We start from the raw sequence: 18,219 nt of genomic DNA on the forward strand, positions 1-18,219 counted from the left end.
AGGAGCCGACCGAGCAGCCGTACGGCGTCCGCGACTGCGCCTTCCGCGACCCCGCGGGCAACCTGGTCCGCATCCAGGAGGTTCGCTGAACCGTCAGGTGATCGATGCGGCCACGATGGCCGCCGCCGGCCCCACCCTCGTCGGCGAGCGTCTCGCCAGGCAGCCCAGGTGCTCGCGGACATCGACGAAAGGAGTTCTCTCATGTGTCATCCAGGATGGGGGCGCGCACTCACCGCGGCACAGGGCCTGAAAGACCTCGCGCGACTGCGCCGCGTCCGCGACCGGATCGACCGGGAGTACGCGCAGCCGCTGAACGTCGAGGCGCTCGCCCACGGCGTGCACATGTCCGCCGGGCACCTCAGCCGCCAGTTCAAGCTCGCCTACGGCGAGTCGCCGTACTCGTACCTGATGACGCGTCGCATCGAGCGCGCGATGGCGCTGCTGCGTCGTGGCGACCTCAGCGTCACCGAGGTCTGCTTCGCGGTCGGCTGCTCGTCGCTGGGCACCTTCAGCACCCGCTTCACCGAACTGGTCGGCATGCCGCCCAGCGTCTACCAGCGCCGCGTGGCGGGTGCCGCGGCGGGGATGCCGTCGTGCCTGGCGAAACAGGTGACCAGACCGGTCAGGAACCGAGAAGCGCCGGTCGGCGAGCCGCGACCGGCGTTGCGGCCATGACCTCCATCGAATCCCGCACCCTCGAAACGGCACCGCCGAGCCGGTGGACCGCGCCTCTGGGACGGGCGACGCGTTCGCGGCCAGGACCGGTTTCGACCCGCGCGAGCTCGACGAGCCCTACCGGTACTTCCTGATCACCGCGAACCTCCGACGATCGCCTTGGAAACGAGACGGTCGTGGGCGAAGCACAACCGGTAGGCGTCGGCCGAGGCCGTTCTCGTGTTGTAGTACACGCAGTCCTCACCCCTGGGCGTGGGCGGGGCGTCGTCCGGCGGGCCGTCCCTGGTGAACGCGGGCAGCCGAGACCGCACATCGCCCACCTCCAACTGCTCGTACCGGTCCCGGCCCAGGACCGAGAAGGAGGAGCTGACGAAGCTGATGGGGATCATGAGCAGCAGGATCCCGGCCAGCACCGCCAGAGGTACCACGACGGTCTGCACCAGCCGGCGCCGCACCTGCCGCCGGGCACGAGCCAGTTCCCCGGCGGAGACGGTGGGCCGGGCGGCGGTGGTGGCGCGTGCGGCCGTGCCGCCGGTGACCGGCAGTTCGGCGACGACCTCGAAGCCGCCCTCGGGGGTCGAACCGGTGCGCAGCGTGCCGCCCGCGAGACGTACCCGCTCGTCAAGCCCCACCAGCCCGGAGCCGCCCGAGGCCACGCCCGGCAGCGGGGCCACCGTGGCCGGGTCATTGACCACGCTGAGGCCGAGGAGCGCCCCGTCCCGTACGAGCCGGACCTGTACGGCCGTGCCCGGTGCGTGTTTGGCGGCGTTCGTCAGGGCTTCCTGGAGCACGCGGTGGACGGCGAGGCCGACCATGGGCGGCAGGTCGTCCGTATCGTCTGTATCGCCCAGGCGTTCCAGCGTGACCGTGACCCCGGAGTTCCGCACGCGTTCGACCAGAGCCTCGGCGTTCTCCGCGGCCGGGACCCTGGGCGGCTGCTCGTCGTCCGCGCGCAACACACCGATGATCTCCCGGAGTCGTTCGGTCGCGGCCCCGGCGGCCTCCCGCAGTTCACCGATGGCCGCCTGCTGCCGGGCGTCCAGCCCGGGGTCGAGCTCCAGGGCGCCGGCCCGTACCGCGATCAGTGTCAGGTCGTGGCCGAGGGAGTCGTGCATGTCGCCCGCGATGCGGGCCCGCTCCCGGATACGGGCGCGGTCGGCGACGGCCTGCTGCTCGCGCTCCAGCCGATCGGCGAGCCGCCAGCCCGTACCGACCAGTTCGGCGTACTGGCGGCGGTAGCGGCCCACCAACCACGGCAACACCACGGTGAGCAGCAGCGTCAGCAGTTGCATGGGCCAGCCCCACAGGTCCCGCAGGACGAACGCGCACAGTGGCAGCCCGGCGGTGGCGACGGCCCCGAAGAACCACAGCGCCGGACGGGCGGTCGCCATCCGCTGCCCGGCCAGGTAGCCGAAGAGCACCAGCGCCGTCCAGTACAGGGGCGTCGACATCTGCACGTCCAGGGCCAGGCTCAGCGCCACCGGCACGGCCGACGCCGCCAGCGGCCACCTCCGGCTCAGTGCCACCGCGGCCCCCAGCAGCGGGACGCCCACGGCAGCCGTCAGCACGTCCGGCCCATGCAGGGAGGTGGCCGCCGTGACCGGTGGCACGCACACCACCAGCCACAGTCCAAGGTCGAAGAGACGGGAAAGCCGGCCGGGCACGCTGCGCATGGGCTCAGGATCGCCGATGCTCTGACGAAAGCGGGGATTCCTCCTCGGGTACGAGACCCGCCTCGTACGCGAGGATCGCCGCCTGTACTCGGTTCCTGAGGTCGAGACGGGCGAGGATCTGGCTGACGTACCCCTTGACCGTGCCTTCGACGACATGCAGGCGCCGGGCGATCTCGGCGTTGGACAGGCCGGCCCCGACCAGGGCGAGGACCTCGCGCTCGCGGGCGGTCAGCTCCTGTACGTGGGCGTGGGCGACGGCCTGCCTGCCGAACGGCCGCGTACCGAGGCGGGTGATGACCCGCCGCGCGACGGTGGGGGAGAGGTACGCGCCGCCTTCGGCGACGGCCTGGACGCCGGCGATCAGCTCGCGCGGGTTGCCCGACTTGAGGAGAAAACCGGCCGCGCCGGAGCCGAGCGCGCTCGCGATGTACTCGTCCTCGGAGAAGGTCGTGAGCATCACGACGGCGACCTCGGGGAGGACCCGGCGCAGCTCGGCCGCCGTTTGGAGCCCGTCGAGCCGCGGCATCCGGATGTCGAGCAGGCAGATGTCCGGGCGGTGTCCCAGGGCCAGGTCGACGGCCTGGTGCCCGTCGGCCGCCTCGGCGACGACCTCGATGCCGTCGGCCGTGGCGAGGATCGCTCGTATGCCGGCCCGGATCATCGCCTCGTCGTCCGCCAGCAGCACTCGGATCATCGGCCCCCGCCTCTGTCTTTCGGTAATCGCCAGGTCACGCTATCCCACGGGGAGAGGGGCGGAGGCGCCCGCTCGGCGGGCGAGGACGGTGTGGACGAGACGGGAGGCGACGACGGCGGCGGCGGCCAGCGCGCCGGTGCCGGCCCAGATGTACAGCGCGAGCCAGACGTAGGTGATCTGATCCAGCGTGCCCACCCGATTCATCACGAAGCCGATCAGATCGGCGAGGCCGGCGAAGAGTGCGATCGGCAGCGCGTAAGGGACCAGCCGTACGACCAGGCGCCACCCGGGGCGGCCCGCACGGCGGCGGGCCCAACCGCGGGCGCGGTAGACCCCCAGGAAGCCGAGCACGAGGTTGAGCAGCGCCAGGCCGCCCAGCCAGGGGTCCGCGGTCATGGTGAAGGGTACGGTGCCCGCGTCGGGGCGGCCCTCGATGATGTCGACCAGGCCGTCGGTGATGATGACCGCGTCGTCACCGGAGATCATCCCGGTGTTGGTGACGACGGCGATGCCGTATCCGCTCGCGGGCAGCAGGGTCTGCGCGGAGTTGTGGGTGAGCAGCCAGCCGGTGTGCTGGAGCTTGGGCGCTCCCCCTGTGGTCCTCCCGGTGTCCCATCCCATGCCGTAGCCGCTGCCGCCCACCCCGGACGCGGTCTGGGCGATCTTGACGGTCTCCCTGGGGAAGACCCGGCCGGCGCCGTTCTGCGTGATCAGCCACTTGGCCATGTCGTCGGCGGTGCTGACGACGCCGTAGGCGCCGTTGACGAACCACTTCGGATGGGAACGCCTGACGACCCGGCCGTAGGCGCGGACGTAACCCTCGCCCGCGCCGGGGAGGTCCACGGTGGTGTTCACCGTTTTGGTAGACGTCATGCCGAGTGGGGCGAAGACGGTGGCGGCCATGTGGTCGCCGAACGGCACCCCGGCCACCACCTCGACGAGCCGCGCCGCGAGAGAGTAGTTGGGGTTGTGGTAGATCTTCCTGGTGCCCGGGTCGGCGGCGAGTGGGGCGGTCCGCAGCATCGCGACGGCGTCCTTGAGAGTGTCCGCCGCGGGGAGCGTCAGCTCGGGGAAGGTCCGGTCGCTCATCCCCGAGGTCTGCTGGAGCAGCTCCCGCACGGTGATCTTCCCGGCGCGGGGATCGGCCATGGTGAACTCGGGCAGATGCTTCCGAACGGGGTCGTCCAGGCTGAGCCTGCCCTGGTCGGCGAGGTGCAGCACCGCCAAGGCCGTGAACGACTTGGAGACCGAGGCGAGCGGCATCGGCGTGTCCTTCGTGATCGCCTCGCCACCGGCCGTGCGGCCGTAACCCGCGGTGTACACGACCTGGTCGCCCTTGGTGACCGCGATCAGGGCACCGGGCAGCCGGGTCCGCTCGATGTAGTCGCGCATGTGGCGGTCGATCGCGGTCGCGCTCAGCCCGTCGGTCTCCGCCGCTTCCGCCGTCGTCATCCCCATCGTGAGCAGCACACCGACGATCGCCGCGACTTTTCCCATCGTCATCAGGGGCCTTTTTGAGGTCTTCGTCCACATGGGACGAACGCTAGGAGCGGGGCCGAGGGTCACACAGCGCACGATCGGCCGGACCTCACCTGACTTTCGTCAGGTCCACCAGGACGGCTCCGGATCGAGGCCCTGTTGTTCGGCGAGGTGGGCCGGCGGCTTGGGATACTCCAGCGGGTGAGACGCCGTCGGCTGAACGGTCCGGCATGTCACCGCCCGAGCCGGGTAGCGCACGCTCCCGACGACGTTCGTACGCCCGCTCACCGCCAGAGGAGCCGAATGATCCACCCGCATGTCGACTTATGATCTTTTCGCCTGATATTTGCACCATTGCTGGAAGAGCCTCCATGACCCACCCCCTCAGTCGGCGGTCCGCCCTGCTGGGCGCCGCGACAGTGGCCGGTCTCGCCCTGTGGGACAGACCGGCCGAGGCGGCCGGCACCGCCGCGTTCGACGCCGCGCGTGAGCGGTGGGTGAGCCTGCTGGCCGGCGGGTCGGACAACTCCGCTCATACCGACAGGACGCAGGCGCTCGAAGGCTCGGCCAACGCGGTGCTGCGCAAGCTGAAGCCCGCTCCCGACCGCCCGAGCCTGTGGCCCGACCTGCCGCTGTCGGACCCCAGGACGGGCAACTTCAACCGCGCCTACAACCGCATGCGCACACTGGCGCTGGCCTGGGCCACACCGGGCACCGCCATGCACCGGGACGGCCAGGTCGCCGAGACCGCTGTCAGGGCGCTGGACTTCCTGTACGAGCACGCGTACCACGAGAGGCTCGACCGGCGGGGCAGCAACTGGTTCTGGTGGGAGATCGGCGTCCCCCGCGCGCTGACCGACACCTGCGCCCTGCTGTACGACGGCCTGCCCAAGAACCGCCTTGAGCGCTGGTTGCGCCCCCTGCGCCGCTGGTGCCCTGACCCGGAGCGCCGCGTCAGCCACCCCGGTGTCGTCGAGACCGGCGCCAACCGCGCGGGCAAGGCCATGGCGGTGGCGATGCGCGGACTGCTCACCCACGACGCGCGCCTCGTCAAGCGGGCCAGAAACGCGGTCTCCGACCTGCTGCGGCCGACAAGGGGCCCAGGCGACGGCTTCTACCGTGACGGATCGTTCATCCAGCACGACGTGTACCCCTACACCGGCAGCTACGGCGTGGACTACCTGGAGAGCGTGGCCAAGCTGATCGCCATGCTCTCCAGATCACCGTGGGAGATCACCGGAATCGGCAACGTCTACGACATCGTGGATCGCTCGTTCGTGCCGTTCGTCTTCGACGGGCTGATGATGGACTGCGTACGCGGCCGGCAGATCTCGGTGCAGGGCCACCGCGACCACCACTCGGGACAGAAGACGGTCGAGGCCGTCCTCACCCTGCTGGAGACGGCACCCGAGCGCCATGCCCGGCGTTGGCGACCGCTGGTCAAAGGCTGGCTCACCCGCAACCAGGCCATCCCCTACGGCACGCTCGCACCGCCGGCGAGCATCGCGAGGGCCACGGCCCTGCTGGAGGACCCGTCGGTGCCGGTCGGCCCGCGCACGACGGGCACGTACGTCTTCGCCGACATGGACCGGGTCGTGCACCGCCGTCCCACCTGGGGGTACGCGATCGCGATGAGCTCGGAGCGCATCGGCGCGGCCGAGGCCATGAACCGGGAGAATCTGCACGGCTGGTACACCGGCGACGGCATGACCTACCTCTACACCGGCGACCTCACCCACTGGAACGACGACCTGTGGCCCACGATCGACCCGTACCGGCTGCCGGGCACGACGGTCGACACCCGCAGACGCGCCGATCTCCCGCACGACCACCGCCGCCTGCCACCCACCCCGTGGGCGGGCGGCGTGGCACTCGACGGCGAGTACGGCGTGGCCGCCATGAGGCTGATCGCCGGCGGCTCCTCGCTGCGGGCCAAGAAGGCGTGGTTCCTGCTCGACGACGCGGTGATCGCCCTCGGCGCCGGCATCACCGCCTCCGACGGCCGCCGTATCGAGACCATCGTGGAGAACCGCAACACCCACGACCGGCACCCAACGCTGACCCGGGGCGAGGGCTGGGTCCACCTGTCCGGGGTGGCCGGCTACGCGCTGCTCGACGGCGCCGACGCGAAGGTGATCCGCGCCGAGCGCACCGGCCGCTGGCGGGACATCGACAAGGGCGCCACCACCGGAGGCGACACATCCCCTGTCACCAGGCACTACACGACGATCCTCATCGACCACGGCGTCGACCCCCGCAGGGCACGCTACGCCTACGCCGTACTGCCCGACGCCTCCATCGCGCAGATGGAGGCTTACGACGGGCGGATCGAGATCCTCGCCAACTCCGGAGCGGTGCAGGCCATCTCGCGCGACGGGGTGACCGCCGCCGTCTTCTGGCGTGGGGGGACCGTCGAGACCCAGGATGGGCCGCTCAGCGTGGACGGCCCCTGCACACTGCTGGTCCGGCGCGCGGGCGAGCGGGTACGGCTCGCGGTGTCCGATCCGTCCAGGACTGCTGACGAGGTGAAGGTGACGTTGCCCTGGCGGGTGAAATCGGTCAGGGAGAGCGATCGCAGCGTGCGCAAGGCCAGGAGCGCGCTCAAGGTGGAGGTGGGGGGGAGTCGCGGGCACGCCCACACCGCGGAGGTACGCGTCTGACTCCGAATTTCGTCGTTGCGGCGTGACCTACGTTCCGCAGCGAGGACACCCTGATCGGCGGATTCGGGACCCCTTCACGCATGGGAGGGCCGTTCTCCTCCTCGGCCGTTTGGCAGGAGGCACGACGGCAGGCCTTCACCACCGGACAGGTCGTCTCCCCGCAGGCGAGCCGGCCGTACGATCTGCGCCACGCCGCCATGTCCCTCTGGCCGAACGCCGGGGTCTCGGCTCCCGAGGTCGCCAAACGCGCCGGACACGGCGTGGACGTTCTGCTCCGTGTCTACGCCAAGTGCATCGATACATCAATGGAAAGAGCGACGACGCCCTCACATAGCTGACCCTTGCCCCACCTCGGTCCCCGCTGCCGGGGCCCCTTCTGTTTGCCGCGTCCCTCGGCTGTTCCCTCCATTCTCGCGCCGGTGTCCGTGGCCATGTAAAAGTGGGTCTGGCGCGAAGTCCGTGAAGCGGTGACAGTCAGTTACGCGGCGCTCAGCAGTGCTGGACGGCAATCTCCTCCTCGATATTTGCTGGAGGCGGCAGATCTGCGTCCGTAGGGTGCAGTACATGGACTGGCAGACCTGGCACGACGAGTACGACCTTCCCGATTCGCTCTTGGCAAGGCGACTGCGGGTCGTCCAGGAGCGGATTCGACTGGCTCTGGACGCCTGCCCGGCTGGTCCGCTGAAGCTGATCAGCCTGTGCTCAGGACAAGGCCGTGACGTGCTCGATGTGCTGGTCGATCATCCGCGTCGTGATGATGTCCGAACGCGTCTGGTCGAACTGGATCCGCGCAACAGCGCGATCGCCCAGTCTGCGGCTACATCTGCCGGGCTGGACCAGGTCGAGGTGGTGACGGCTGATGCCGCGCTCACCGACCACTACCGGGGCATGGTGCCGGCCGATATTGTGCTGGCCTGTGGGATATTCGGCAACATCACAGAAGCGGACATCGAACGCACCGTCGACTTCTGCTCCCAGTTGTGCACCACCGGCGCCACCGTCATCTGGACCCGACACCGTGCCGCGCCGGACCGGGTTCCGCTGATCTGTACCTGGTTCGAAGAACGCGGATTCGATCGGCAATGGCTGTCGGATCCGGAGGCGGGTTTCGGTGTAGGAGTGCATCGCTTCACCGGCCGACCACAGTCTCTGGCCCTGGGAGAGCGCATGTTCACCTTCATCGGCTACGACGTGCTCAAAGATGCCAGTGCTCAGGCCTGAACTTCATTATGCATTTCCCGACAACACTTTCATGATCGCAGTTCCAGTGGCGCGGATTTCGGCGTTTGCTGACAGCGCGAGAGGAGGCCGGAGACGGGTTCTGTCGTTGTAGGCGTCATCAGGAGACTTGATCGGCGGCGTCATCCAACAGGCCCAGGCATCGCGTATGCGAAATTGGCAACGAGCTGACTCGCTCTCCAACGCAAAGCGGAGTTTCTATTCCGAAGATCGAAGTTAGTTCAGCGAAATACCGTAGCCTTTGGGTTCCTGAGGATGAGTACATCGTTCCTGGCCAACGTCGCCGCATGGTTGCGAGCTTCGCGCCCGTTCATCACGAGTACCAATGACCAATTGGTTGTCGTTGCTCCTGCAGAGGACGCCGATAGCACCACGGCTCGGAGCTCCCTCGGCGGATGCCCTCGCTCGATCAGCAATACGAGGACCGGATCCCCGCTTTGTAATGCTCCGCCCAGGACATCGCCGCGGGATACGTCGAGCCCGACCACCCTGAGATCGCCCCTGACCATTCCTTGTATTTTGGGGGAGAGGTCAGTGTTCAATAATGGTTGCCCCTTTTTGAGATTCTTGAGCGTGATGCGTCCATCGACCGGCAGCGTGACGTAGTCGTTCTCGCCCAGTACCGCCCGCGTGTCCATCGTCAGATCATTCAGCGTCACCTCGTGGTAGGCAGGAAGATCCGACACAGCTACGAGCACGGGCACCTGACGATTGGTTACCAGGCCCCATACTGCTGCGATAACTGTGCCGGTCACGGCAACGGCGAGGATGAACCCGGAGAACGGCCCGCGAACCGTTCGGGGGCGCTGGGATGAGGCTCCGTTCTCCCTAAGGGGTTGACTCGAGCGTCCTCTGCCGTTGGGCGACGCGCCGGAGTCGGGCGGAGGCTCCGGAGCACTCGAGATGTTCGGCATAAGCACCCGAGGTTCATCTTCGCGGGGAGGCGGCGAATCCCCCGGTGGAGCAGAAACTGCTGTGTGCTCATCTCTGTTGTCCGGGTCCACAGGTGAGTATTCGGCCGGATCAGAGATCATTGCTCGGCTTCCGTCCTGCCGTGTTCGCTGGTAACGATCCGTACCCGCAGCTCGTTACCCGCATCTGATTCGTAGCGCCAGCCGGGACTCGCGCCTTCCAGGATGAAGCGATCCAGATCCTCCCATCGTCTACGTTCCGCGAGAAGGGTGTCGGGCTTGGGCAACCTGAGCTGCTCGAGTAGTTCGAGCCGGTGCACCTCGAATGCCGCCCGCAGGTGCTCGCCGTACTCCGCCGCCGCGGGAATGGCGGACAGATATGCCCAGTAGGCGAGTACGAGTCCCAGCGCGAACAGCAAGATAGACAGAGGCATGGAAGTGCCGAGCAGGACCGCGAGCACCGGGTTAAGTGCCGCGAACGCCACCAGCCACAGGCACAGCACAAGGAGGAACTCCATGGTGGCGCGAGCATCTTCTATGTCATCGGAGGTTTCCCTCGGCAATATCTTGTGCAGACGCGGCCACACTGTGATCAGACTGATGCCGTAACGGCGTATCGGGTAGAACTCCGCGGCGCGCAACACGTTGCCCAACCGGGTTGGCAACACACCGGTTTCGGGATAGGCCCAGTAACGCAGTTCGCTCGCGCTCATGCGATGGTGCTCCCGTTCGACCAAGTCGGCAAGCTCAGCGGACCGGGCGCTGTGCCACTGCACCCCTATGCCCTCGAGCCAGGGGAAGCGTGCCATGGGATAGCCTTCGAAGAGCCGGATGATGTTCCGCCATTGGCTCGCTACGATCGCCGCACTGAACCAACAGAATGTGAAGTAGCCGATCACGGCCAAGAACTTGAAGGTGAGCGTCTGCCCTTCCCATGCCGCGAGCCCTCTTTCGAGGTTGCCGCCTTGCAAGAGGCAAGGAGCGAGCGCAACAGGGAGAAAAAGCAGCACCGGGAGGAAGGCATTGCGTAGAAAACGCCGCTCGAGGACCGAAGCGGCCCGGTCGAGCAGACTATCCATCATATGGGGGAGTATTCCAGCACCACAAGATCGTGGTAACCATCACGACACTTGGGCTTGTGACTGTGCCAGTTCGATGTCGGATCCACCCAGGGACACGTCGGGCAGCGCAGCCTGACCTTCACCTGCGTCGGCACGTGTCCTCTAGGACATTGCGCGCCCAGGCTGCGGCGCTCTTCTACCCCTCCATGGCTGGAACACACCACGTAGTAGACGAGCCCTTCCCTATCCGGGATATTGCCGGCGAGCCGAACATTGCCAGGACTCATCGCCTCCCCCTCCAGGGCAGAGACGCCGGTTCCACGACCAGTAACCGGTCCTGATGCGAACTGTGATCGGAAAGAGTGTTCCTGTCAATGACAGCGTCGTCTGGGACCGGCGCGACAGCGCTGACGCGTACGGCCCAGGTGTATTTCGTTTGAAGCAACTACCTCACCGATCCGTTGAACGATGAGGTTCTTGGCTTGCTCAGGGAGGCCTACGCCGAAGCCGTCCGCTATTGGTCGCAGCCGGCCGGGTGAGTCGATCGCACGATTGTCTGAATCCTCTGAGGCAAGGTGGATCTTTTCCTGACGGCCAATAGGCATGCACTCTTGCTCGTGGTGAGTCTTTCTTCCGAGAACAGCAGCACTTTAAACACCTGTATGCGGCACTGCTGGCTGAAATACCGCGCGCTTTTCGCGCTGTAATATGTCTAACCCACCGTCTTGAGTAGCGACCACTGAGTCTTCGGGGGCCGGTCATCCGGCTGCTCCCCAGTGGCCATGCCCGTACAAAACTCTTCCGCTCGAGCGGCAAGAACCACTTCTCGCATTCCAGAGGGTAACGTTTCATACTCCGTGAGTGTCAGCATGCCTTAGGGGCAGTCAAACTCACCCCTTCGCACGCCGACTACAAAAGCCGCCCAGTCCGAGCGACTGAACTCAAGAACCGCTCCATCAAGCGAGTTGGAGTCGCGCACATAAGCTGAATCCGGGCCGAACGCAACCTCCACGCACTCACCCGTCGTACTCGCAGAGCTCTTTCGCCAGATCAGCTCAGGCGGATCGCCGGGCCCCTGAGTCATCAAGCCGTCCTCCCCACGTCGGTAAGAGACTAGCCTGGGAAATCAAGATCGTACAGACCGCGCCTGAACAACGCCCTGCGAAAGGAGGAGCTTCTTACCGGCTAGCCGGTCACCTTCACTCCATACTCGCGGCTGCATCGAGGATGAGTGTCAGCGACTCGGCCGGATCCAAGGCTTCATCGAGAATGGCTTCGAAGTCCGCACGAACATGCGTGATGCGCGGGTCCTCGCCGATGAGCGTCTCGTGAAGATCCCCGTTTTCACGATGGAGAAGCTCTCCCAAGCCATTATCGAACTCGAGCAGGGTGAAAGCGCCGCGCACCATGCCGACATGAGAGCCCGATTCGAACGGCACGATTCTGATGCTGATATGCTCGCTTTCCTGCGCCACTTCGGCCATGTGGCGGAGCTGAGTCGGCATTATTGTGCGATCATGCCGCACCCCTACTCGCCGACGAATAACCGCTTCATCGAGCACAAACAACTCGCGTGGCGGCACTGGACGCCGCCTCAGGGTCTCCTGACGTAACTTACGAAGCTGCACAAGCTGCTTGAGCATGGCCATATCTGTGGCTGCGTCCACCAGAGTTTCGGCGTAGGCCCCGGTCTGGAGCAGTCCGGGAACAGCCAGAGGCTGAAACTGTCTGATGACGGAAGCTCCCGCCTCGAACCCGACATATGTCAGATAGGCTTCTGACACGTCATTCTTGAAACTACTCCACCATGCTTTGGAGCGTGCTTCCCTGTTCAAGTGACGAAGTTCTTCCATGACGGCAGGGTCCGAGACCCCATAGCGATGCCCCAGCGCGTCAAGGTCGACTCTTGATATTCCTGTCCGCCCCCCTTCTATCCTGATCAGCTTCGAGGTGTGCCACTCCAAATCCCTGGCAACCTCTTCCTGTGTTAATCCTGCGAGCCTTCGGAACTCTGTAAGCCTCCTGCGGAGAAGCGCCCCCTGGACAACAGGACCGTGTTGATCCACAGCACTACACCTCACCTTCGGTAACCAGCCCGCACCTCTCGCGCCATCCCCGCCGTGCTCCAACGGGCGCCTCACGCTACCTCAATCACGCGTGACCCCCGTCGTCCGCCGGTAGTCCGATCACCGGGGTGAGCTGCAAGGAGCAGCTGCACACGGCACGCAGGATCACTCGGTCGCCGGGTTGGACGGCGTTTCTTTACCTTCTGCTAGGATATGCCATGCAAGGTAGCAGATTGCTACCTTGCATAGAGAGATGGGTTGACGGAGCGTGATGCACAACTGAGTGCCTGTAATAGGTGTTCGTGAGGCGGTTGAATGCGTCTCACGGGCGAGCACCAGAGGCTGGAGGAGGTCGCCGCTACTGAAGATGTGCTGCGTCACACCCTCTGGGCAGCTACGACAAAGGTTGTGCCGGTCGGGGAGGGAATGTGTCAAGAATCCTGTGGAGCAAAATGGCGGAGGCCGATTTCACGGAAATCGGAGAAGCTCCCGTCATTAGCAGGATCCTGACGGCAGCGGAAGGCGCCCTTATCTTTCCTCCGCGTACAGACTCTCCTGACGAGGGGTGGGTCGGAGGCCGCAAAGGAAGCCTTGCCTGGCGCCGCGCCATTCCACTCGCGGGAGCGGCAGACGACTGCGATGAGGCGGCTGACCACTATTTTGTGTATCGGGCACCCACTGACCGAGAGTATCGCGAAGCAGAAGGGCATGTAGTTGCCTTCGTGGAGCGCGTGCTTCCTATTTCCGAATTGGCGTCGATCAGGGACTAGTCACGGCCAGTCGATACCCAACCGGCGCGCCAAACCTTCGGTCAGTCGCGCCTTCACTTCCTCTTCGCCTCCGGAAGAATCACGCTCCCGCGCGGTCTCGATACCCTCTCGCTCCAGATAACGTGCGATGAGTTCACCTTCAAGCCCTTTATTGAGCAATGGAGAAATTAGGGCAACAAACCGTCCATGACGAGTAATGATCGCAGGCTTGCCGGATTCATTAATCTCCTGGATCACTTCAGCGGTCCTCTGGTTGAGGTCCCGCATCTTGTAAATACGGACATCTCCCGGACCCGCTGGTGGCTTCTCAACGCTCATGGGCCATCCTTGCAAATCTGCGTACTACCTTTGTACTACATCTACCCCTTGGCATGCGACCCGACCCCATCAATGCAGACAAGGAATTCGTCATGGGCAGCCCCGAGACCGAGCCCCTAACAGCGACAGCGAATGACGTGTCACACGCCTCCGACCTGCGGGGGGCTACGAGGTGGCTGGCGGGGGCAAGCGGCAGTGTCGTCGCCGTCATACTCGGCAGCGGCGTCCAATTGCGAAACTTCGTGGCTGTCAGTGATGCCGGAGCCTGGGCTGTCGGGCTGACCGTACTGGGGGTTATGGTCGCCCTAAGCAGCGTTGGATGGATTCTCTACAAAGCAGCCGCCGTACTGGCAGCCCCCCGTCGAAGCATCGATGAGCTTGCTGGTCTGGACCGCGCGGACAACGGCAACTTCCCAAACCGCCGTCTTGAACCACCAACGTCACCGCTCATCACCTATTTAGTGGTCGAACGCCGTATCGACTTGTTGGGCATGTCAAGAGACGCCATCTGGCAACTAATCGCGGATCGCGCCCTGGCTCAGAAGGCTTCAGTCAAACCAAGCGCTCCAGACGGAAAGTTACGAATAGGGACGTACGAGTACAATACCGACGATTCTTCCGATAGGGACGCGTTGAGTAACCTCGTTCTCGACCTCGAAGTTCGCATCCAGCGCGTCATAGACGCTGCGGCATCTTTCGAGACGCGACGGCGATATGACCGACTGGTCGGAGCTATGAAGTGGTCTGGCGTCCCTTTCCTCCTAAGTGTGCTGCTTCTCCTATGGCTGCCAACACTTCCACCCGCTCGCATAGTCGTGAAGAATCCAACAAGCGTTCGAGTGATCACTCCACCTGCGAAAGATGATCCGTGCGCGGGAAAGTTGCTAGACGGCGTCGCCGTTGGCGGGACATTGGATGCCCCGGTGGTGGTGCTTCCATCACAAGCCGGCTGTCCAGCCAAGAAGCTCACCGACACCGAGGGGCTTGTTGTTGTGCCCCAGGTCTCCAAATAGCCAGCCCTAGTACAGCAGCCGCCATTTGTTGAGGATGTCCCGCGGTTCGTGGAACTTGAAGGGCGGTCCCGCGGTCAGGCGACGTTCTCGTTGTAGCAGACCGAGACGCTCTCCTGGGGCGTGGCATGCCGTTCGAGCGCGACTCTGAGCTTGGACAGGTGCGGGAAGCCGTTCACGCGGCGGAACTGCTTGGTGGCCTTGGCCATGCCGGCCGCGCACCAGCGCAGGGCCATCTGCCCGATAGGCCTCCCGCATCCGCTTCTCCGCCACCGCGCGCAGTCTCTTAGGAAGCTTGTCTCGGACGTTTCTGATTTTGTGAAGCCGGTAGCGCTGGATCACCGGGTGGTCGAACACGTCCAGCACCGCGGCGCAGTGCCTTGGAGCCGTCCAGGACGACCAGGATCGGGCGGGTGACGTCCAAGCCGCACTCGCGCAGGCCGACGATGAGCTCACGAGCCAGTGTGGCGTTCTCGGTGGAGCCCTCCACCAGCGCCAGCGGGTACAAGGTCGCCGTCGATGCCGATCCCGAGCGCCACGATGCAGGTGTGCTCGCCGAAGTGGACCCCGTCCAGCATCAGGGCGGCCAGATCCAGCTCAGATAGGTCAGCACTGATCATCTCGGCCAGGGCGCGCTCGGTGGCGGCGACGAATCGCCGTGAGATCGCCGATTTCGAGGTGCCGGTGGATGCCCGCTCCACGTGGCCGTGCCGGACCGTGCCGCGGTCAGGGTTGTGCTTGCCGCGCGGGCCGCACAGGGGGCTTACGTCTTCTTCCAAAAGCGCGAACATCACCGCCGGCCTAGATTGCACGGCTAGTGCGAGCAGGCTGTCCTTCATCGAGGTGGCGATGTGCTCCATGGCGATGTTCACGGTGGGTGGGACGGTCACGGGCGGCTTGCCGGGCATGTCGGCGCTTGGTCTGGTAGGTCTTACTCACGGTCCCTGTCTCTTCGCTCGGAGTGATTTGGTGATTGCCCGAGACCTACCACCAGGTAGGCCCCGAGGCGGGGACCGCCACTTCAAGTTCTACGAGCTACAGGAAGTTCTACGAGCTACAGGACAACCTCACAGCCGTCCCAGAGTGGTCAAATGAGCCAGATTGGGGCCGCAGTCGAGTACGAAGAGCAGATCGGAAAACTCGTCCACCCTGGCACTGATCAGGTTGCTTGGCGCGAGCGGCTCACGGAGTTTGTCGGGAATGTGCGGCCCCTAGCAGCCGGTTCACGTCGGGACTGGGCAAAATGCCGCGGTCCTGGGCCGTGACGATCGCTGTCAGGCGGTCCGAAACGCGCAGCTTCCGGTAGACGTGCTCCAGATGCTTGCGGACCGTCCGCGGCGAAATGTTCAGACGGTGACCGATGGCTTGTGCGCTGGCGCCGGTCTGGAGCAGCACCAGGACGGTGAGCTCTCGCTCGGTCAGCCCGCCGCGATCGCTGGTTCCGGGCCGATGTGCCCTTAGGGCGCTGTGCTGGCGCAGAACCATCGTGAGCAGGGGCTGGAGAATCCGGGCCAACCGTAGGTCCGTCTCGGAGAAGTCGTCCCCAGGACGGCCCAGTACGAAGCCGGCATGGAAAATGTCCGGCAGCGATATCGAAATAGCCAACTGATGTTCCGCCTGCAATGGGCGCATATTATCCCGGTGCTCCGCCATCATGCGCCGGTCCGAAATCACTGGGGGGACGCGGTCGAGAATCATTGGTTCTTTATCACCGGTAACGGCATGCCAGCGTAACAACGGCTGCCACTGTGGCGTCGGTACCCGGCCGCCTGGGGGCAGTGCCGGATACACCGCCGCAGGCCAGACGACCTGGTGGCAACAGACGTAGCCCTCCTCGACAAGGTTCCATGTGACGGCGTAGGCGTCGAAGGATTCGAGCAGGGCCACCCCGATACGGTCATACGCATTTTCGCTGTTCTCGTTGACCAGATCGGCCAACAAGGATAACCAGCGCTCATAGCGCGATCGGCGATATCCCACGCCGCGAGTGTGGCATATACGCGCATGCGCGTATAGCCGACGACGGTGACGGTCGCCACCATATTCAGCAGAAGTGGATCGCCTGAGGACATGGAGATTGCAAATGGAAACCCGTCCGTTGAAGCTGTACTGGAGCGACACCCGCCAGGACAACTTCACCACCGCCACTGCCGAAGGCGAACACGACAGCGTCGTCGCAGGCTATCGGTTCATCCGAACGGAAGGTTACTGTCTGCCGGAGGCGGCACCGGGAACCGCGCCGCTGCAACTGTTCTACAGCGACGCCCGGGGAGACAACTTCGTCACCGCCACCGAGCAGGGCGCGAAGGACGCGTCCGCCGCCGGCTACTCGCTGATCCGCACAGAAGGATATGTCTACGCTGAACAGCAGCCCGGCACCGTTCCGCTACAGCTGTTCTACAACGACGCGCGCGGCGACAATTTCACCACCGCGACACAGCAGGGAGCGGACGCCGCCGTTGCCGCTGGATACACCCTCATCCGTGCCGAGGGTTACGTCCATCCCAAACCTGTGGGCGGGCTGAAGGTGGCCTTCCCACTCACGGGACACCACGAGTGGCGGCAGTCCGCCATGCACATGGACGCGGACGCCGTCCTGACCGAGGACGGTCAACTGCGGGTGACCACAGACACCTGGTCGACATGGATGCTCAAAGGATTCACCGGCGGGTGCATGGTCATGGTCGTCGATGACCACGAGAACGTCATCCACCACTGGGTGATCCATCCGCTCGGTGTCGACGGCACCTGGATAGGACAGAGTCGCCGCGTCGACGTCGACACCCAGCAGGTGGACAACACCATTGTCGAGCGCGCGGTACGCCTTGAGATCATCTGCTCGCACATGGGGAAGAACCGGCTCTCGCAAATCATCGAAGAAGCCCAGCGGAGAATAGAGGAGATCCTCAGGGCCGCCGCGGCCGTGACCACGGCCTTGGAGGCGTGAGAGGCTCGAACCCGCACGACAAGATCTCCTTGACAGCGAAACGTTCAATGTTCGTCTCGGCTCCGGCCGCGGCGGACCTCGGTAGATCACCCCAGACCGACCCGGGCTTGCGGATGGCGGGAGTAGGGACGTAAAGGGTCTTAAGTGATCACACGCGTGGTGATCGCTGCCATCGCTTGCTGTCTACCTGCGGGAACCGATAAGAGATCCTGACATGAGCGAGGCAATCGGAGACGATCGGCCAGGGCTGTCCCTGCGATGAGGGGAACCCTTGCTGAACGGCAGGGCGCAGACCAAGCCCGATCTTAGCGAGGCCGGTTTCGCCCTGCTGGCCCGTGCTTCGGCCGCTGTCCGCTGCTGTGGGATCGGTGGCCCTGGCCGGCTTAAGCGGGGGGCGACCTGCGGAAACGCTCCAGGCTCCATCCCGCAGATATCCCACAGCCACTGACATACGGCTGCCCACAGTGGTACACGGCTGCGCAGAGCAGGATGGAGAGAAGACGCGAACGCCCAGGTCAAGGGCGTGATCGCTGGTCAGAAGAGTGCCCCCGGCATGATTCGAACATGCGACACCCGCTTTAGGAGAGGGGTGACCGTACGGCTGACTCATGTGGTGTGAGCTGCGCGAACGCCCTCCGCAGCGCGTACTCTTCGCAAGATCATCCCGTGCATGTCCCGTATCCGCCGAGGTTGGCCATCATGTCACTTGGTGACAA

Annotated in this window: 14 protein-coding genes and 3 pseudogenes; 6 read left to right on the top strand and 11 right to left on the bottom strand. The window is 65.1% G+C overall.

Features of this window, described 5'->3' with window-relative positions; genetic code table 11:
• Both AB0K21_RS35155 and AB0K21_RS35160 read left to right on the top strand, forming a co-directional pair.
• Positions 1–89 (top strand): annotated as a pseudogene (locus AB0K21_RS35155) (VOC family protein); the annotation flags it as partial.
• A 112-nt stretch (positions 90–201) separates the two neighbouring features.
• Positions 202–675, top strand: coding sequence for a helix-turn-helix transcriptional regulator (locus AB0K21_RS35160; RefSeq protein WP_343965885.1), 474 nt, complete (start codon positions 202–204; stop codon positions 673–675).
• Between the two features lie 134 nt (positions 676–809).
• Here AB0K21_RS35160 and AB0K21_RS35165 read toward each other — a convergent pair whose 3' ends face one another.
• The 3 genes from AB0K21_RS35165 to AB0K21_RS35175 are packed head-to-tail and all read right to left on the bottom strand — an operon-like array spanning position 810 to position 4,545.
• Positions 810–2,348 (bottom strand): histidine kinase, encoded by a 1,539-nt coding sequence (locus tag AB0K21_RS35165; protein ID WP_364155979.1) that lies wholly within the window; start codon positions 2,346–2,348, stop codon positions 810–812.
• Positions 2,349–2,352: 4 nt separating this feature from the next.
• The gene (locus AB0K21_RS35170) at positions 2,353–3,042 is read right to left on the bottom strand and encodes a response regulator transcription factor (protein WP_364155983.1); all 690 of its coding nucleotides are present in this window, start codon (positions 3,040–3,042) and stop codon (positions 2,353–2,355) included.
• Positions 3,043–3,081: 39 nt separating this feature from the next.
• A complete protein-coding gene (locus AB0K21_RS35175; protein WP_364155986.1) occupies positions 3,082–4,545 on the bottom strand; it encodes a serine hydrolase domain-containing protein in 1,464 nt (487 codons plus the stop codon).
• 347 nt (positions 4,546–4,892) lie between these two features.
• Here AB0K21_RS35175 and AB0K21_RS35180 point away from each other — a divergent pair, with 347 nt between their 5' ends.
• Positions 4,893–7,181: a polysaccharide lyase 8 family protein gene (locus AB0K21_RS35180; protein ID WP_364155989.1), complete on the top strand. Its 2,289-nt coding sequence runs from the start codon at positions 4,893–4,895 to the stop codon at positions 7,179–7,181.
• Positions 7,182–7,745: 564 nt separating this feature from the next.
• Positions 7,746–8,402, top strand: a complete 657-nt coding sequence (locus AB0K21_RS35185; RefSeq protein WP_364155992.1) for an SAM-dependent methyltransferase — start codon at positions 7,746–7,748, stop codon at positions 8,400–8,402.
• Positions 8,403–8,641: 239 nt separating this feature from the next.
• On the opposite strand, the gene AB0K21_RS35190 is transcribed toward AB0K21_RS35185, so the two are convergent.
• The 6 genes and pseudogenes from AB0K21_RS35190 to AB0K21_RS35215 all read right to left on the bottom strand — a co-directional run bounded on the left by AB0K21_RS35190 (position 8,642) and on the right by AB0K21_RS35215 (position 13,546).
• A complete protein-coding gene (locus tag AB0K21_RS35190; protein ID WP_364155995.1) occupies positions 8,642–9,175 on the bottom strand; it encodes an SAF domain-containing protein in 534 nt (177 codons plus the stop codon).
• 275 nt (positions 9,176–9,450) lie between these two features.
• Positions 9,451–10,413 (bottom strand): hypothetical protein, encoded by a 963-nt coding sequence (locus AB0K21_RS35195; protein ID WP_364155998.1) that lies wholly within the window; start codon positions 10,411–10,413, stop codon positions 9,451–9,453.
• 853 nt (positions 10,414–11,266) lie between these two features.
• On the bottom strand, positions 11,267–11,476 hold the full coding sequence (locus tag AB0K21_RS35200) for a DUF397 domain-containing protein (RefSeq protein ID WP_364156001.1): 210 nt from the start codon (positions 11,474–11,476) through the stop codon (positions 11,267–11,269).
• 115 nt (positions 11,477–11,591) lie between these two features.
• Positions 11,592–12,245, bottom strand: coding sequence for a DUF5753 domain-containing protein (locus AB0K21_RS35205; RefSeq protein ID WP_364156199.1), 654 nt, complete (start codon positions 12,243–12,245; stop codon positions 11,592–11,594).
• Positions 12,246–12,533: pseudogene (locus AB0K21_RS35210) on the bottom strand (helix-turn-helix transcriptional regulator); the annotation flags it as partial.
• A 695-nt stretch (positions 12,534–13,228) separates the two neighbouring features.
• On the bottom strand, positions 13,229–13,546 hold the full coding sequence (locus AB0K21_RS35215; protein WP_364156004.1) for a hypothetical protein: 318 nt from the start codon (positions 13,544–13,546) through the stop codon (positions 13,229–13,231).
• 92 nt (positions 13,547–13,638) lie between these two features.
• On the opposite strand from AB0K21_RS35215, the gene AB0K21_RS35220 reads away from it, so the two are divergent.
• Positions 13,639–14,559 (top strand): hypothetical protein, encoded by a 921-nt coding sequence (locus tag AB0K21_RS35220; protein ID WP_364156007.1) that lies wholly within the window; start codon positions 13,639–13,641, stop codon positions 14,557–14,559.
• A 74-nt stretch (positions 14,560–14,633) separates the two neighbouring features.
• Here AB0K21_RS35220 and AB0K21_RS35225 read toward each other — a convergent pair.
• Positions 14,634–15,464 (bottom strand): annotated as a pseudogene (locus tag AB0K21_RS35225) (transposase).
• 274 nt (positions 15,465–15,738) lie between these two features.
• Positions 15,739–16,536, bottom strand: coding sequence for a LuxR C-terminal-related transcriptional regulator (locus AB0K21_RS35230; protein WP_364156010.1), 798 nt, complete (start codon positions 16,534–16,536; stop codon positions 15,739–15,741).
• Between the two features lie 103 nt (positions 16,537–16,639).
• Here AB0K21_RS35230 and AB0K21_RS35235 point away from each other — a divergent pair, with 103 nt between their 5' ends.
• On the top strand, positions 16,640–17,503 hold the full coding sequence (locus tag AB0K21_RS35235; protein WP_364156013.1) for a hypothetical protein: 864 nt from the start codon (positions 16,640–16,642) through the stop codon (positions 17,501–17,503).
• The last annotated feature ends 716 nt before the right edge of the window (positions 17,504–18,219 follow it).

This window comes from Streptosporangium sp. NPDC049248 (assembly GCF_040678965.1).
GTDB classification, from domain to species: domain Bacteria; phylum Actinomycetota; class Actinomycetes; order Streptosporangiales; family Streptosporangiaceae; genus Streptosporangium; species Streptosporangium fukuiense.